Raw genomic sequence first — 16,485 nt, forward strand, 5'->3', positions numbered from 1 at the left:
TTTGGTTTGGATGAAGCTTGGCTCAATTCAAAAAATCGTCGAGATCGAAAATGTCGTTAAATTTGCTGTCCAGATCCTGCTCATCTGAAGTCTCCACTTCACCGGTTGGCGTATCGGTTTCGCTTGAAGCGGGACGGCCTCGACTGCGGATCTTCTCGCTCCAGTCGTCAAGTTTGCTGTCGGTCACCGCCGAAACACGATCGATCTCCATCTTTGCTTTTTGACCGGTGCTGGGGATCGATGCCCGGACTTTCAGTCGCCCGTTGTTTTCGTATTTGAAAATCACGTTCACTTGAGTGCCGGCCGGCAACCCATGTGGCAAGTCGCGAATCACACACGTCCCGATCGACGTTGAGTGGTTCCCGCTCGCGTCACCCCCTTCGACCACTTTCACCGCCACCGATCGTTGGTTGTCTTTTGCGGTCGTGAACGCCGCCCCGTGCGTCGCCGGCAGAGCTGTGTTCTGCGGCACTAGCACTTTCGTACGGCTTAGCCCGGTTGCTTTCTCCAGGCCGAGAACGCCAAGGTTGTGAGAGTTCACGTTCGTCACTTCCACGTCCAGCCCATTGCCGTTGCCTTGCGATAGCAGGTTTGCATAGATCGCCGCTCCGTGAGCAATCGCTTCATCCGCCGCTAGGCTGCGGTCGACTCGCATCCCGCTTTCCGTTTCCAGCATTTCGAGGACTGCCGGCATCCGGGTCGCCCCGCCGACCAATAGGATGCGAGTCAGGTCAGTCCACTTCAGCCCTGCATCCCGAATCACCTTTGACGTTGTAAAACGCGTCCGTTCAATAATGCTGGCTGTCATCTGGTTAAAGGCACGGCGTTTCAGTGGAAGGCTGAGTGCGTGACCGGCGTGTTCAAAGTGGATTGTGACCACATCACGAGTTGATAGTGATCGCTTTGCGTCTTCGGCTTCACGCAACAATCGTTGTTCACCTTGAGCGTCTGTGCTGGGATCGATTAAGTACTTGCTGTGGAACGCATCCGAAAGATGTGAAACGACCTTTTGGTCGAAGTCGACACCGCCCAGTTGAAAGTCACCATCGGTCGCGATGACTCGAAACCGGTTGGCCTCGATACGCACGACCGAAACGTCAAACGTACCGCCGCCTAAGTCGTAAACGAGAACCGTTTCGCCGTTCTTCGATGCGGCCTGTTGGTCCAGGAAGCCCTGTTCGACCCCGAAAGCGATCGCCGCTGCGGTTGGTTCGTTAATGATATCCAGCACATTCAAGCCGGCGAGTCGTCCAGCGTCTTGTGTTGCCCGTCGTTTCGGTTCGCTGAAGTAAGCTGGTACCGTGATGACGGCATTCTGAACCGGTCCAGTCTTCAGTTCCGCGTCCGCTTTCAGTTTTTCCAGAACGAGCGATTGGATGACTTCCGGCGGATAGCTTTCGCCGTCAAACGACTTCGAAAAAAGCGGATTGCCCATTTCGCGTTTGACGCATCGCGCGATCATCTCCGGTGAAACGATCGCCGCTTTTAATGCTTCCTTTCCGACAACAAAACCGTTCGTTTCAAACAACACCACGCTCGGTGTCGTCGGGTCACCGTCGGCGTTGGGTAGTGTTCTTGGGACGCCCCTGCCATCGACCTGCGCGACACAACTGAACGTGGTCCCCAGGTCGATTCCAATCGCAGCCGTTTTGTCGGGTCGGGGCGAGCCGCGACTAGGTCGTTGGCCGGATAAGTCATTGCTCATTCTTTGCCCCACTCGATCGCGAAGTACAGTTTGGAGTCGCCCCAGTCATGCCACAATTTGGTCCGGTCATTGATCGCAGTGACGATTTCTTTCGAAACCTCTTCCGGCTGGCGATTGCGTCTGTCCCATAAGAAAAAATACTGTTTCTCACCGAGCGAGTCATACCAGACGCCGCCACGACGCAGCATTCCCAGCATCAGTGGACGGCGCGAATGTTCTACCAAAAAATCATGTTCCGCTTGGCTGCGAACGACGACCAATCGGCCGCCCGCCTTGCTGGCCGCGGCGACCGCATTTTTGAATCGAACCTTTTTTTCCGAAAACAGATACCAGTTCCCGTTGAAATAAATCGCATTAGGTGGCACGCCCCGTGGCGGTTTTGGTTCTCGCAGATCCACGTTTGGCGCCACGGAGGCGGCAATTTCATCACCGTGCTCGGATTCATACTGGTCCAAACGCGAGCGAGCTGCGGTTCGGGCTTCCCCGCTCAAACCAGCCGCAATGGATCGACGATACCAGTGGACGGCTCGCTCTTGGCTAGCACTCGTCAGTATCGCGTCGTTCTCGGACAGCATGGCAAGATCCCACCAGCGAGCCGCCAGTTCTTCCATCGCCTCGCCCGTCGTTGGAGATTTTAGCTCGAGCGTCGCCAGTTCCACGAGCTTTGCGTTTTCGCCTCGCTGCATTAACGGAAGGCCCTCGGCCCAGTCCGATTTTCCAAAACATAGAACGCGACCGAGGTATTCGTTGATGACCGCGTCATCAGCATCCAGTTGCAATTCCAAGCGACACTGCTCCACTTTCGGCTGGACTTTCTGCAATAGGCTTGCCTTGTCCATTTGCATCGCGAACTTCCGCGACATCGGAATGTTCTTAAGTTCTACCGCGATTTTTCTGGCAACCTCGCTCAAGTCGATCGCGGCATCGTACTCTTCTCGCTGGATTGCTTTCTCGATCATCGCCTCGACACGGTCCACTCCAGCGACTTGATCGAGCGGTCGGTACATCGCTGGGACAAGTTTTTTCACCATCGCGATCCGATCGGAAAACAAGTCGACTTCAAAGCGTGATTCCCGCTCATCGCATGCCCGCAAGGCTCCCAGGCAGTCATTCCCCTCGACGAAATAGTCCTGAGCCATTTGCAATAGAACGTATGTTTTGCCTGCGCTATTGGCCTGCATGGCCAGTTCATAACAAACGGTTGCAAGGTGCTGTTTGTCATGAGGCGACTTCGCATCACGAATTTGCGACGCGAGTGTTTCCTGCAGCGAGCGGTCTGCTGATTTGAGTTCGTTTTCCGGTACTGGTAATCGTTGCCCATTCGACTGATAAGCGGCTTGCGAGCTGTTGCCGTCACGTCCCGATTCGTACGCTTCCAGGCTCATCTCGCGAAATGAATCGAGTCGCTTTTGGTCCTCCGATGGTGCCATTGAGTCATCGGCAGTGCTCGAACTTGAGTTCGCGACGGTATTGCCATTTGTAGGCGAACCGGAATTTGAAGCTGGAGCTGAATTTGGGTTTGGGGAAAACGGCGGCGCATCAGCATCTTTGCCGTCAGGTTGACCGGTCGTCGCGATGGAGTTGGCTCTCGCAGGCGGATCCATCGCGCGCGCGGGTACGGGTTGAGGTAAGCTGCGTTCCGAATTTAACGAAGGAGATTTAGCTGAAGTGACAGCCTTTTTCTGCGACACTTCTTTTGAACTTCCGCCGAAGTCGATCAATCCGATTTGCCACGCGACCAATATGCTCACTAGGCCGGGGACAAACACAGGGAGTATCCAACGCAAATGGTTTGAGCGTTTTTTCGGGTCTCGGGCCTTCGCGCGAATAACAGGTCCCGGAGCGACCGTTTCAGACACGATCGGCGATGGCGTAGGAAGACGTTGCGGAACGGTCTTTGCAATCGACGAATCGACGACCGGTTGATTGGCAGCATCCGGCGACTGTTGCTCAATCGCTTTACGAAGTTCAAGATCGTATTGAGTCTTGGACGCCGGCGACAGCAAGCGCAACCGAGCCTCGGAGACCTCGTTGAGCAGTCCCTCTGCTACGGCAGCATGCTTCCCGTTGCAGCAACTTTGCAAATACCCCATTTGCTTATTTGCTGCCGCGTCGATCACCTCGCGGTCGCTTTCAAAAAGATCGATCCCAAGTAGCCGGTACGCCGTCGGAGGTTGATCGCGTGGGGAGATCCCCAGTAGTTTGTGATAGCCTTCGTAAGCATTGTTCATTAGCGAGAACCGACCGTTTAGCAGCCTCCAAGACGTGGGCATGCCGAGTTTCGAAATCAAACGTTTTTCAGCAACATTTACCTGCCAACGTGATCCTGGCAATTGTACCGATTGCGAGTGGTAGGTGTAGGATAGGTAAAATTGTAACACGGCGATTCAAACGGTGACCTACGAAGGGCCGCGATTCAACTGATTTCCCGGTCGACCATCCCGCCTTCGCGTCCGCCATAAACCTAAAAGCTCATTTTCTTGCCCCCATTTTCTTGCCATAAACTTCAGGCGGGTCGATTTCTCTCTTCGTACTCACTGCAAAAGTCGTTTCTCGCGATGCAACGAGAAGGCTTTGGTGATGGTTTGTTCAGGGCGGTTTGGTGAATCCGAAGGCTTACCAATACACAGCCGATCGCCGACTTGCATCGATCGAAGGAAGTTGTCCGGTTCTTGTCATGTGCCTTGCCGCAGCTACAGTCCTTCAAACTCATTTTCTGACTGCTGGAATCCTTTCTTTTTCAACCTAAACGGTACCTTGCTCCTTGGATTATGCTTGTGTGACATTCGGGGCATCGGCACAACAGCTTTCTTGGCTAAATATGGCCCTGCTACTTGAGAATCGACTTATGCTCAAAACAACGCAATCACATCGGATTCCGTCTTCCACGGTGATGAGACCTGCGCGACGCGATAGCTATCCGCGTCGCATCGTCGGTTGCGTATTGTTATTCGCGGGGATTGTCGGCACCGCGGGTGGAAGAATCGATGCATGTCTGTCTGCTGCCGATTTGCCATCCGATGTTGGTAATTCAGTGGAGCTGGCGGCTGCGGCTCAGGGAGTGCAACGGATCGCCGCACATCGTGGAGCGATGTTGGATCGTCCTGAAAACACGATCGCGGCCATCGAGCGAGCTATCGAAGCTGGAGCCACCGCGGTCGAAATCGACATCCGTACATCGCGCGATGGCAAGCTGCTGTTGATGCACGATAGCAAGGTCAACCGTACGACCAATGGCACTGGACGAGTCAACGATCTGAGCTGGGCTGAATTGGAGAAGCTTGATGCTGGCAGTTGGTTCGGAGCCGAGTACGCTGCGGAACAAGTCCCGTCGCTGGATCAAATACTGCAGGTCTGCCGAGGACGAATTGAAGTTCAATTGGATTTAAAGGAAGAAGGTGCAGCGTATGCCGATCGAATCGCAGCCTCCGTGAAAGCCCACGGCGAACCGACACGAATGGTCGTCGCGGTGCGAAGCGTCGAGCAAGCAAAGCAGATAAAGCAACGGCTGCCCGAAGTAAGCACGCTGATCTTCCTGCGAAAGAAAGGACAGCTCGATTCGTTTTTAGCAGCAAAAGTAGATTTCCTGCGCCCGCAGATTGCCTGGCTAGAGAATGATCCCGCGCTACTAAAGAAGATTCGTGACGGCGGCGCCAAAATTCATTTCGACGCAACCACGGCCACATCCGAAAAGGTTTTGCCACTACTAAAATACCGCCCCGAATCCCTCCTCTGTGATGATCCAGCACAACTGGTCAAAACACTCGCTCAGCTAAAGAAGAAAGCCAAAGGAATCTAAAACGCGATGCGCACCCGCCCTCTGCGTTCTCTCCGGATCCCACACATTTTCTTGCCCCCATTTTCTTGCCACAAATGCCACACGGGTCAAGTTCCATAACGGCTCCTGACCCCGTTTTTGCAAATCGACTTACTTCGACCCCAAACGATCGAGCACGTTGCGGGTGATTTGAATCACGGCCGGGTCGTTTCCTGATAGCCCGTGTGCCCAGTCGGTGGTTCCTGCCGTGACGACCGTGCCCCCGTTTGTGTATACGCCCAGCACGGCTGCTCCGACGCGGTCCTTGGGAAAGCGGTCGTACCACAAGCTGTCGCCGGGGGCCCAGCGGGCCGGGCACGAGCCCAGGATCGTAAACGTTTTCGGCGTACCGTCACGGTGCGTTGGGAACGGCAGTCCGTCCTTCCATTCCATTTCACATCCGTCGCACTCGTAGCCAACGATCGTATCTTTCCCGCCGAATCGGTCGCCGCGTTTGAGCTGCGAGTTTTCAAACAGCCAATGATCGGGGCGATGGACCTCGAAGGAAGCGGGCCCATCCATGAATTGGCCATGGCTGCGATGGTAGCCGCCCCAAAGGAATCCAACGCCGGTGAGTTCGTTTTCGGGCCGCTCAACCAAATGATGGCTCCATGCCGTGCTTAACAATCCGTGATCGCCCTGTCGGTAAATCGGGTCGGTGTTGTAGCCCTGCTTGTGGCAAGTCAACGCACGCCCATCGTCCTCGCTGCGGACTTGCCAGCAGCAGGTGTTGCCGCTGAAGAATGCAACGTTGCCACCATCGCGAATGTATTGTTCCAAATGATCGCGCATCGGCGATGACCAGTATTCGTCGTGACCAACGCTTAGCACGAGTTTGTATTGCTGAAGGATCTCGGGATGAAACTCCAGGTCGCTGTTGACTGCATAGTCGATTTGGTATCCGTTCTGCTCCGCCCACTTCACGAACGGCAGTTCCCATTTCGCAAACTGTGACGAGACGGGACGATTGAATGAGACACGATGCCCCTGAACTCCATCACGATCATGGTACGAATACAAGCTGTGCCCGCCCCAGTTGGTATAAGCGTTGTACGTATTGGTCGACAGTTGCAAAAGAATCTTTGTGTTTTTGCCAGGTTCAGCGCTGCGAACGACAAAGAAGAGCGAGCCGCTGGCGGACTTGTCGCCGTCCTTTACATGCATTTTCGTCTCGTAGTAACCTGTTTCCCAGTCCTTGGGAATCGTTATTGAAAAGGCGCTGGGCCAGTCGCAGCCGTGCGACGAGGCACGATCGGGAATGGGATGAGTAGCACAGGCGATATCCGTCTTTTTGAAGACCTCAACACTCTCCTTGCCAAGACGTTGGATCGTGAGGTCAACCGACGGGCCGCTGGCCGAAAGATGAAAGGAAATCTCCTCGCCCGGTTCGCAACTGAGTCGATTCGCGTACCCCATCACAAATGGTGAGGCCGGCTGGGTCTGGTCGGCTACCGAGGGTCGGTCCAGCGAAATCAGCGCAATCAACAAGAGTAGCGAAAGTTTTCTTCGCATCACTCAATTCCTAGTTCAACATGAAAGACGGATGAAAGTTCGGTCGCATTATAATCTAACGACTTCAGCCTCTCTAAGCGGCTCTTGGTCCCTCCTCTTCTGGAGACGTGAAATTTCTTGGTGACGTATTTATCGGTCCAGCATGCTTTCCAAAATTCTTAGCGGAACGGCGCGAGCCGTCCGGCAAGAAAGTAGACGGCAAGGGCCGCACGCCCTGCAGCCCGAAGAGCAATCTGCAAGTGTTGCCTTTCGTCCACTATGTCACTTGTAAATTTCACGTCCTCTGAAGACGCGATTCCTGCTGACAGGCGGGAATGGTCTATTTTGTGCATGCCCGATGTGAAATGGTTGAGGGTGTCGCTTGACTTGTTGATGCATTACATGTAAAGTAATTGCAGTGGAGTCACTTGGTATTTATTTGTGCGGCAATTATGGCGCTTGCAGACGAACTGAAGAAACGTGGACCGTTCGATTCGCTCGAGCAGGAAGCGACGCTTGCGGTCTTGCGTACCAGCGATTTGCTGGAGAATCGGATCGCCCGTTTGCTGCGTGAACATCGGTTGACGATGTCTCAGTACAACGTCCTCCGGATACTACGCGGTGAAGGCAAGCCGATTCCTTGCCTAGAGGTTGCCGACCGAATGGTCCAAGTCGCCCCGGCGATCACTCGTGTTGTGGACCAGTTGTTAGGGGCGAAGATGATTAGGAAGACGCAGTCGTCTAAGGACCGCCGAGTGTTTCTCGTTGAAATCAATTCGTTGGGGAAGCGTACGCTGGAAAAGCTGGATCAGCCGATCCTTGATCTGCACGCTTCGTTGCTTCGCGGAGTATCCAAATCGGATATGAAGACGCTTGTCGGTATTTTGGAGGCTGTGCGAACCGGAGTCACTGTTTAGTTTTTTTGCAGGAATGCTTTACATGTAAGGTACTTGTGTGTTCTCGCTGTTTTCGTTCAAGGAACTAATTCTTTTGGTGTTAGGTCACCGAGCCATCGTTTTAGGAAACTGATTTATGTCTAAGCTGCTCTACATTGAATCTTCACCTCGTAAACAACGCTCGAAATCCATCACGGTGGCAAAAGCGTTCCTCGAAAAGTACCAGGCGGTACATCCCGGCGATGAGGTCGTTACGCTCGATCTTTGGCAGCGGAAACTGCCCGAATTCGATGGCTACACGATCGATGCTAAGTACCAAGTGCTGCACGGTCATGGCTTCGATCCCGATCAAGAGGCCGCTTGGAAATCGGTCGTTGAAATCTGCGATGAATTCAAGTCGGCGGACAAGTACGTCATCAGCCTGCCAATGTGGAACTTTGGGATTCCATACAAACTTAAGCACTACATCGACGTGCTCACCCAGCCCGGCCAAACCTTTAGCTTCGATCCTGCGACCGGCTACAGCGGCTTGGTCACCGGCAAACCGGTTGCCGTCGTTTACGCTCGTGGCGGCGCCTATGGAAGCGATGAGGCCAAGGGGATGGACTTGCAGAAAGGCTATATGGATTTGCTGCTGGGCTTCATAGGCTTCACCGACGTGCATTCGATCATGGTCGAGCCCACGCTGGCGGCTGCTGACGACGTTGCTAAGACGGAAGCCGCAGCGATCGAGCGAGCTGAGGAAATTGCCTCCGGGTTCTAGGATGGATCGGATTCTAGATTGAATTTCGATGAATACGGAAGCAATCGTTTGATGGCGATTGCTTTTTTGAAGTCATTTTGTTTTTGTGTAAATCAACTGCAGGCATAGAACAATGCTTACCATTCGACGCTCCAGTGAACGAGGCCATGCAGACCATGGCTGGCTGAATTCTTACCACACCTTTTCGTTTGCCGGCTATCGCGATCCTCAGCACATGGGGTTCCGGTCATTGCGGGTCATGAATGAAGATCGTGTCGCGGCCGGCCAAGGATTTGGCACTCACGCCCACCAGGACATGGAGATCGTATCCTACGTGCTGGATGGGGAATTGGAGCACCAAGATTCAATGGGCAATGGTGAAGTCCTTCGTCCCGGTGAATTCCAGTGCATCACCGCTGGCACAGGCATCACGCACAGCGAATTCAATCCGTCCGCGGACAAACCGACGCATTTCTATCAAATCTGGTTGCGACCCGAACGTACCGGCATCGACCCAGGCTACCAGCAAAGACGCTTTGAACCGGCTGGACGGAGGAATCGTTTGCAGTTGGTCGCTTCGCACGACGGTTCGGATGGATCGTTGCGGGTCCACCAGGACGCGAGAATCTATCTGGCGGACTTGACGGCGGACCATGAGGTGAGATTCGAAATCCCAGCCGAAAGGCATGTTTGGCTGCAGGTCCTGCGCGGCTCGGTGCGCGTCAACGGGCAAACGCTTGAGACGAGTGACGCCGCTGCGGTTAGCGATGAGCGTGCGCTATTGCTGCAAACCGATGGCCAAGCCGAATTGATGCTTTTCGATTTAGCGTAAAGCAGACGATTTGTCGCTTCCACCGCTTCCTCGCCGTACCGATCCATTTTATGGAGCCACATCAAAGGATGGATACAACACAAGCCATTTCATCTATTGCCGGACGTGTCATGATCGGCGACGGACGTTCTGATGAGCGCCGTCGGCAACAAGATTCTAAAATTCAATGGTGTGGCAGGCTTTACGGCCGCAGAGGGCATTTCGTTTCTGCAGTGGATGCTCGTTGGCCGCATGCTGTTCCTGATCGCCAACGGTCCAGGGCAACTGAGTCTGGGCAACCGCAAGATCGAAACGGCGGCGGATCCTTTGGCCGATCGAATCGAGGCTACAATCGACGTTGATAGGAATTTTGCTCACTGATACTCAGAGAACTATTGGATAGCTTGAAATGACAACTCTCGGGTGGATCATCGTCTCAGGGGTCGCGATGAGCGTACTCTCGTTGGTGGGTGGACTGACACTCATCTTGAAAAAGAGCACGTTGGAGCGAGTCATGTTGCCGCTCGTTGCATTTGCAGCGGGTGCGTTGATCGGTGGTGCACTTTTTCACATGATTCCTAATGCGATCGACGAAATCGGAAACACCACTTCCGTTTACGTTTGGATCGCGGCGGGGTTCATCCTGTTTCTAGCTGTGGAGCAGTTTCTGAATTGGCATCATTCTCATTCTCCCGATGCAGCAGATCGTCAGCCGTTGACCTACCTGATCTTGTTAGGCGATGGACTTCATAACTTTGTGGGTGGACTGTTTGTCGGTGCCAGCTTTCTGGTGGATGTGCGTCTTGGCATAACTGCTTGGCTAGCCGCCGCGGCACACGAGATTCCGCAAGAACTGGGTGATTTTGGCGTCTTGCTGCATGGTGGTTGGTCTAAATCAGGGGCTCTGACGTATAACTTTTTTTCGGCATCCACGTTTCTGCTCGGCGGCGTGATCGCCTATTTTGCGAGCGGAACAATTGACGTTTCCTACCTCGTTCCGTTCGCCGCAGGCAATTTTCTTTATATCGGTGCCGCCGATTTGATCCCGGAAATCAAAAAGACGAGCAAGGTTTCCACAAACGCCGAACATTTCTTGGCATTTTCAGTTGGGCTTGGCGTGCTTCTGCTGCTCCGGTTGTTTCTGACTACGTAATTACCAAGCGTGGCCGACTCAAATGAGTCTCCTGTACTGGAAACGGCTCCTGACCCCTTTCCGCATGTCCCTTGGCATTTTCAGTTGGGCTTGGCGTGCTTCTGCTGCTCCGGTTGTTTCTGACTACGTAATTACCAAGCGTGGCCGACTCAAATGAGTCTCCTGTACTGGAAACGGCTCCTGACCCCTTTCCGCATGTCCGCAAGGCTGCGGGGTAGTCATTGTTCGTTTCTGGCTAGGGCATTCTGACGCATCCATTCGCGAAATTGGCGTTATTAGCGGGTAGAATCGCTCACGGTATTTTGCCCGCGAATGGCGCTAAGTTACGCTAATGATAACGCTCGTGATGCGCCGTCGGCCTCGATGCGCAGGACGGCCACACTCAAAGCCGCAGCAGTGGTGGCTCGGATAGACGGTCCTTCCAATGCTACAATTGAGGGTACCTCGATGACGTTCCTCTCAGACATTCCCTCCTGCCACCGCCCCCCCCATGAAACCGTTTTTCGCCTACCTGTCCAGCTCACTGCCTGTCAGCGTTTTGTTGACCTGCGTCCTGTTGTCCAGCAACTTGACAGCACGCGAGCCTGTCTGGGTTTTTAACAACGGACCGGACGCAAAGCTGCTATCGCTCGGGCATGGCAACTTGTTCCATGAGGTCGGGCTGACGAAATTGATTCCGACTGGTAGCGACCTTACGCTGACCGTATCGATGGCCGACGCCGATGCGTTTCCTGCTGACCAACGTCCGTTCTTTGCCGTTCGATATAAGTACGACACGACGATCACGAAGGCAGGTCTGTTCTTTACGACAGATTCGTTGAGCGTTCTTTCAGATAAGAGCTACTCCTCCTTTGCGATCGTCGGGGACAATAGCTGGCGAAACGTAATTGTCGACATGCGTTTGCTGAATCCTGAAAATTGGACAGGGACCATTACTTCGTTTCGGTTCGACCCGAGCAACCCTAGCGATACCGAATCACGGTATCAGGTTTCACGGTTCGGTTTCTTCCCGTCCGCAGAGCAGGCCCAGAGTTTTCTCGATGCGGCTGTCGACGCGCCTGACTATGCCGAACCAACTCAATTCATCGCACCGCTGCAACAGGTACGGGTTCCCGGCGGCACCCTTTTTGACGGATACGATCGGGCGGACTTCATGCTCCAGTCGACGTTGGTCGAAAACCCGTCTGAAACGACCGTTGTTTGGTTCAAGCCGCAAGATGGGAAGAGCGACGCGATCGTGATCCCGGCAAGCCAGACCAATCGACGGGGATTCACACACTTCGTCGCTAAGCAACCAGGAGAATACCGTCTGGGGAACGTGGACGTTTCCTTGCGAGATATTTCCAACCTTCCGACTGCAACCCAGACTGCGATTCGATTTGTTGTCGCGCGGGGTTTGCTTGGTGAAGCAGGCAACCAGACTTTCCGTCCCCGCGATCCTTTGGCGGATGCCGACTGGAACCGTGCCGTCGATTCGCTGGCGGAGTACGGCATCGATACAGAAATCCAAAGCAAGCCAACGACCCGTGCCGATGCGGCGGTCGTGCTTCAGGTAGCGATCCAAACCGCCTTTGGGACCCACATCGATTCGCCTTATACCAACGAATATCTGACCCGCGACCGAATTCGAACCGGAGCGTGGGTAAGTCCGCGGTCGGAGGCCATCGGGCAAGATTTCGTCGAGACATACCGCTCTGGCGGGTTCGACTGGATGATCGCCAACGGCGCAATCGCCGGTTCCGAACACAGGAATAAGCTGCTGCGGGATTGCGACAAGTACGGCGTCGAACTGATTCTTGGCGACGGCGCGTACCGTAACCCCGCCGTCGCAACCGCCGAGTACTTCGACCATCCGAGTTTCGCCGGAACCTATGTGACCGACGAACCGGGCACGGACCAGTACGACAGTCTGGCGGAGACCAGCAATGCCTACTACAAGGAAACCGGTGGCAAGTTACCCTACATCAATCTGTTGCCCATGTACGCCAACGCGGCGCAACTGAAGTATGGAGCTTCCGCTGCTGCGATCGAGTATTACGATCCCGATCCCGCTCTGTTCCGAAAATACTGTGACGCGTTCTGCGAAAAATTTGATGCTCCGTATATCTGCACGGACATCTATCCGCTGAACTGGAGCGGTGGTCGACGGACGACCTACAAAGACTACTGCGAATCGATCAATGTCATTGCCGCGTCTGCTCGGGAGCATGGCAAGGATTTCTGGTGCTGCATCCAGACATACGCCTGGGTTCCGAGTAAACGAATCCCGACGGAATCCGAGTTCCGTTGGCAGTCCTACTGCATGCTGTCGTTTGGTTGTAAGGGTTTGCTGTGTTGGACTTATGCAGGTCACAATTCAGAATTTCCGTCGCTGATCACCTTCGACGGAAAACGGACCAACGCCTGGTACGATGCGGCAACCGTGTTCAAAGAAATCCGCAATATTTCGGACGCTTTTGTGCAGTATCAAAATATCGGTGCGATGAATCATAACTGCACCGACGATACGCCCTACTTGAAATTCAGTTCGCCTGTGGAGAACTTCCCGACGGTCGAGCAAATCCGATGTGACGCTCCGCTACTGATCGGTTGTTTTGAAAAGAAAGAAAAGAACGACGCGATGGGGACCGCGCTGACGATTGTCAATATGAGTGAACTGGAAGCCGTCCAGACAGCCCAGGTCAAGGTGAACTTAAAAGGATCGAAAGTCATCGCCTGGCCCCGCGGGCAGCGTGAAGTCGAAACCCCGGACGCCGACGGATTCTTTTCTTTCATGCTCGCTCCCGGGGAGGGGATTTTCGTGGAAGTTGAAAACTAACGTTCGCAATACGGCTTCCTTTCTGCCACTTAGGTCCACCGATGGGCCCCGTAAGTCAAGACTGCATTAAGCCAGTTAGCTCTCGTTGGAACGTCCATTGCCAATGAGGGACCATGTTCGATCGCGAGCAGTTGCTGAATGAGCCGCAGCGTGCACCACTGCCAGGTGTTGTACGCTTAATCTGATTCTTGACGCGTGATGCTTGATTGATTCTGTAATGTCATCGTGGTTCCTGCCTCCTTGGATTAAATCCCAACGGGGGCAAGTTTGTTGGCATCGATGCCAAGCATCTTTCTCGCGTCCGGCAACCGGCTTGGGTCGAATGTTTCGTCGGCGGCCATCGCTGTCAGTGCGGCATAGGCAATGTGGTTCGCATTGATTTCAAAATGCTCTCGCAACGCCTCTCTGGTATCGCTACGACCGAACCCGTCGGTCCCCAGCGTGACATACCGTCCTGGAATCCATGGTGCAATTTGGTCGGGTACCATGGCCATGTAGTCGGTTGCGGCAATGAAGGGGCCTGGGCGGCCGGCAAGTTCTTGCTGCAGGAAACTGGGGGTAGGCATCTCCGACGGTTGCAGTCGACTTTCGCGGTCGTTCGCCATCGCGTCACGCCGCAACAGGTTGTAGCTGGTGATGCTCCACACATCGCTGGGGATATGAAAGTGTTCTGCGAGTAACTGCTGGGCGCGGAGTGCTTCGTTAAGAATCGTTCCGCTGCCAAACAGTTGAGGCCTTGCCGAGGGGTGGTCGCCGTTTGCATCGTTGCGGCGAACTTCGTACATGCCTCGTAAGATTCCGTCACGCGCCCCATCGGGCATCGGCGGCATCGCATAGCTTTCGTTGTAGAGCGTCAAATAGTAAAAAACGTTTTCGTTTTGCTCGTACATTCGCCGCATTCCTTCCTGAATGATGACGACGACTTCGTATGCAAAGGCAGGGTCATAGATTTGCAGAGTGGGAATGGTGGAAGCAACCAGTGGGCTGTGACCATCACAGTGCTGCAGTCCTTCACCCATCAACGTCGTTCGTCCCGCAGTGCAGCCGAGCAAAAAACCTTTAGCTTGTGCGTCGGCGGCAGCCCACAGGAAGTCCCCAATGCGTTGAAAACCGAACATCGAATAGAACGCATAAAACGGAATCATTGGCGTTTGTAGATTGCAATACGCTGTGCCAGCGGCGATGAACGATGCAATTGAACCCGCCTCCGTGATACCTTCGTCCAAGAACTGCCCGTCGACCGCTTGAGTGTATTGTGTCAGAGTGCCCGCATCCACGCTCTTGTAGAGTTGCCCCTTGGGCGAATAGAGGCCGTATCGCGAAAAGACACCTTCCAATCCGAACGTGCGCGCCTCGTCGGGTACGATCGGCACGATTCGATCGCCAATCGCATCATTTTCCATCAGTCGTTCCAGCATCCTTCCGTAGGTCATGGTAGTTGCCGCTGAACGGTCACCGGAACCTTCAAGCAGTTTGGCAAAGGATTCCAGAGACGGAATAGAAAGCGTCGGTGACTGTTTCGCTCGCGCGGGCAGGTAGCCACCCAGGGCACGCCGTTGGTTGTGCAGATACTTAAGCTCGCGACTCGTTTCCGTGGGCTTGTAGAATGGGCTGTCGGCGACCTCTTCGTCACTGATCGGGACGTTGAATCGCGTGCGGAATGCCAATAGTTGATCGGCTGTCATGCTCTTTTTCGCATGCGTCGTGTTGTATGCTTCGCCAGCGGACCCCATGCCGTAGCCTTTGATGGTGTTGGCCAATACCACTGTCGGTGCTCCCCGGAATTTCACGGCGGCGTCGTAAGCGGCAAACACTTTGCGCGGATCGTGACCACCGCGACTGAGTCGTTGAATCTGATCGTCGGAAAGATGTTCGACAAGCTTCTGCAACACAGGTGATTTGCCGAAGAAGTGTTCACGCATGTAGCTCCCCGGTTCATGGGCGTACATTTGGTATTCACCATCGATGGTTTCATTCATTCGCTGGATCAGTTGTCCCGATTTATCGGCAGCCAACAGTTCATCCCATTCACTTCCCCAGATCACTTTCACGACGTTCCAGCCGGCACCGCGGAAAATTCCTTCAAGGTCTTGGATCACTTTGCCATTGCCGCGGACCGGACCGTCAAGTCGTTGAAGGTTGCAATTGATAACAAAGGTCAAGTTGTCTAGTTTTTCACGGGCAGCCAGCAGCAATCCGCCGGTCGACTCGGGTTCGTCCATCTCGCCGTCGCCCAGCAACGCCCATACGTGCGACTTTGAAGTGTCAACGATTCCGCGAGCTTGCAGGTATCGCAGGAATCTGGCTTGATAGACAGCCATCAACGGCGCCAGTCCCATCGATACGGTGGGGAATTGCCAGAAATCTGGCATCAGCCACGGGTGTGGATACGATGGTAAGCCCGTTTCCCGGGGCGTTTCGCGGCGGAATCGCTCTAGCTGCTGTTCGCTGATACGGCCCTCCAAGAACGCACGCGCGTAGACTCCGGGTGAGGCGTGCCCTTGGAAGTAAACAAAGTCGCCGGGGTGGTCTTCGTTTCGAGCGTGAAAGAAATGGTGAAAACCAACTTCAAAAAGCGTCGCGGCCGAAGCGTACGTGGCAATGTGCCCTCCGATTCCCGGATTGTGCTTATTCGCGCGCACTACCATCGCCATCGCATTCCATCGAATGAGATGCCGCAATCGGGCTTCGATTTCGCTATCGCCGGGATACTCTTGCTGCTGCGCCGGAGGAATCGTGTTGACGTAGGGCGTCAGAAGAGGCGGTGCGGTCGGTACGCCAAGGCTTTCAGCGTGTGCACGTAATGCATCGAGCAACTGCGCCGATTCGGTCGCGCCATATCGGTCCACCACGTCACGGAAACTGTCGAACCAATCGGATAGTTCGTCGTTGACGGATGGCTGTAAAGGGTCGGTTGGATTGGATGGCTTGTTCATGAAACCGAAGCCAAAGCAAATTCAATGCCGTTTGTATTCGTCGCCGGTTGACTACCAGCCGATCCAATAGGTTTGCTGGCTCGTCCTTTGCATTGCGTCTATTCATTTTCTTGCCC

11 protein-coding genes are annotated in these 16,485 nt (G+C 54.3%); 6 read left to right on the plus strand and 5 right to left on the minus strand.

Going from position 1 to position 16,485, the window contains the following annotated elements; all coding sequences use genetic code 11:
• Window positions 1-22: 22 nt before the first annotated feature.
• Window positions 23-1,705, minus strand: a complete 1,683-nt coding sequence (locus FF011L_RS01980) for an Hsp70 family protein (RefSeq protein WP_145349785.1) — start codon at window positions 1,703-1,705, stop codon at window positions 23-25.
• A complete protein-coding gene (locus FF011L_RS01985) occupies window positions 1,702-3,978 on the minus strand; it encodes a hypothetical protein (RefSeq protein ID WP_145349787.1) in 2,277 nt (758 codons plus the stop codon). Before FF011L_RS01985 ends, FF011L_RS01980 begins: the two co-directional genes overlap by 4 nt.
• Before the next feature lie 620 nt (window positions 3,979-4,598).
• Here FF011L_RS01985 and FF011L_RS01990 point away from each other — a divergent pair.
• Window positions 4,599-5,504 (plus strand): glycerophosphodiester phosphodiesterase, encoded by a 906-nt coding sequence (locus FF011L_RS01990; protein WP_218932955.1) that lies wholly within the window; start codon window positions 4,599-4,601, stop codon window positions 5,502-5,504.
• Window positions 5,505-5,633: 129 nt separating this feature from the next.
• Here FF011L_RS01990 and FF011L_RS01995 read toward each other — a convergent pair whose 3' ends face one another.
• Window positions 5,634-7,034 carry a N,N-dimethylformamidase beta subunit family domain-containing protein gene (locus FF011L_RS01995; RefSeq protein WP_218932956.1) on the minus strand — a complete coding sequence of 467 codons (1,401 nt, stop codon included), beginning with the start codon at window positions 7,032-7,034 and terminating at the stop codon, window positions 5,634-5,636.
• A gap of 431 nt (window positions 7,035-7,465) precedes the next feature.
• Between FF011L_RS01995 and FF011L_RS02000 the strand changes: the two genes are divergently transcribed.
• From FF011L_RS02000 to FF011L_RS02010, 3 genes are all read left to right on the plus strand, one after another.
• Window positions 7,466-7,930, plus strand: a complete 465-nt coding sequence (locus FF011L_RS02000) for a MarR family winged helix-turn-helix transcriptional regulator (protein WP_145349791.1) — start codon at window positions 7,466-7,468, stop codon at window positions 7,928-7,930.
• 115 nt (window positions 7,931-8,045) lie between these two features.
• Window positions 8,046-8,672 carry an FMN-dependent NADH-azoreductase gene (locus tag FF011L_RS02005; RefSeq protein ID WP_145349793.1) on the plus strand — a complete coding sequence of 209 codons (627 nt, stop codon included), beginning with the start codon at window positions 8,046-8,048 and terminating at the stop codon, window positions 8,670-8,672.
• 112 nt (window positions 8,673-8,784) lie between these two features.
• Window positions 8,785-9,483 carry a pirin family protein gene (locus FF011L_RS02010; RefSeq protein ID WP_145349795.1) on the plus strand — a complete coding sequence of 233 codons (699 nt, stop codon included), beginning with the start codon at window positions 8,785-8,787 and terminating at the stop codon, window positions 9,481-9,483.
• A 156-nt stretch (window positions 9,484-9,639) separates the two neighbouring features.
• On the opposite strand, the gene FF011L_RS02015 is transcribed toward FF011L_RS02010, so the two are convergent.
• Entirely contained in the window at window positions 9,640-9,840 is a 201-nt protein-coding gene (locus FF011L_RS02015; protein WP_145349796.1) for a hypothetical protein, read from the minus strand.
• Window positions 9,841-9,871: 31 nt separating this feature from the next.
• Here FF011L_RS02015 and FF011L_RS02020 point away from each other — a divergent pair, with 31 nt between their 5' ends.
• Together FF011L_RS02020 and FF011L_RS02025 are read left to right on the plus strand one after the other, a co-directional pair.
• On the plus strand, window positions 9,872-10,615 hold the full coding sequence (locus FF011L_RS02020) for a ZIP family metal transporter (RefSeq protein WP_145349798.1): 744 nt from the start codon (window positions 9,872-9,874) through the stop codon (window positions 10,613-10,615).
• Between the two features lie 490 nt (window positions 10,616-11,105).
• Entirely contained in the window at window positions 11,106-13,433 is a 2,328-nt protein-coding gene (locus FF011L_RS02025) for a hypothetical protein (protein ID WP_145349800.1), read from the plus strand.
• Window positions 13,434-13,678: 245 nt separating this feature from the next.
• On the opposite strand, the gene aceE is transcribed toward FF011L_RS02025, so the two are convergent.
• Window positions 13,679-16,369, minus strand: a complete 2,691-nt coding sequence (aceE, locus tag FF011L_RS02030; RefSeq protein WP_145349802.1) for a pyruvate dehydrogenase (acetyl-transferring), homodimeric type — start codon at window positions 16,367-16,369, stop codon at window positions 13,679-13,681.
• Window positions 16,370-16,485: the final 116 nt, after the last annotated feature.

The organism is Roseimaritima multifibrata, from assembly GCF_007741495.1.
In the GTDB taxonomy this organism is placed as follows: domain Bacteria; phylum Planctomycetota; class Planctomycetia; order Pirellulales; family Pirellulaceae; genus Roseimaritima; species Roseimaritima multifibrata.

Bases quoted from the DNA above. Each gene is read 5' to 3' on its own strand.
- FF011L_RS01980 (WP_145349785.1), bottom strand. From the start codon at position 1,705: ATGAGCAATGACTTATCCGGCCAACGACCTAGTCGCGGCTCGCCCCGA.
- FF011L_RS01985 (WP_145349787.1), bottom strand. From the start codon at position 3,978: ATGCCCACGTCTTGGAGGCTGCTAAACGGTCGGTTCTCGCTAATGAAC.
- FF011L_RS01990 (WP_218932955.1), top strand. From the start codon at position 4,599: ATGAGACCTGCGCGACGCGATAGCTATCCGCGTCGCATCGTCGGTTGC.
- FF011L_RS01995 (WP_218932956.1), bottom strand. From the start codon at position 7,034: ATGCGAAGAAAACTTTCGCTACTCTTGTTGATTGCGCTGATTTCGCTG.
- FF011L_RS02000 (WP_145349791.1), top strand. From the start codon at position 7,466: ATGGCGCTTGCAGACGAACTGAAGAAACGTGGACCGTTCGATTCGCTC.
- FF011L_RS02005 (WP_145349793.1), top strand. From the start codon at position 8,046: ATGTCTAAGCTGCTCTACATTGAATCTTCACCTCGTAAACAACGCTCG.
- FF011L_RS02010 (WP_145349795.1), top strand. From the start codon at position 8,785: ATGCTTACCATTCGACGCTCCAGTGAACGAGGCCATGCAGACCATGGC.
- FF011L_RS02020 (WP_145349798.1), top strand. From the start codon at position 9,872: ATGACAACTCTCGGGTGGATCATCGTCTCAGGGGTCGCGATGAGCGTA.
- FF011L_RS02025 (WP_145349800.1), top strand. From the start codon at position 11,106: ATGAAACCGTTTTTCGCCTACCTGTCCAGCTCACTGCCTGTCAGCGTT.
- aceE (WP_145349802.1), bottom strand. From the start codon at position 16,369: ATGAACAAGCCATCCAATCCAACCGACCCTTTACAGCCATCCGTCAAC.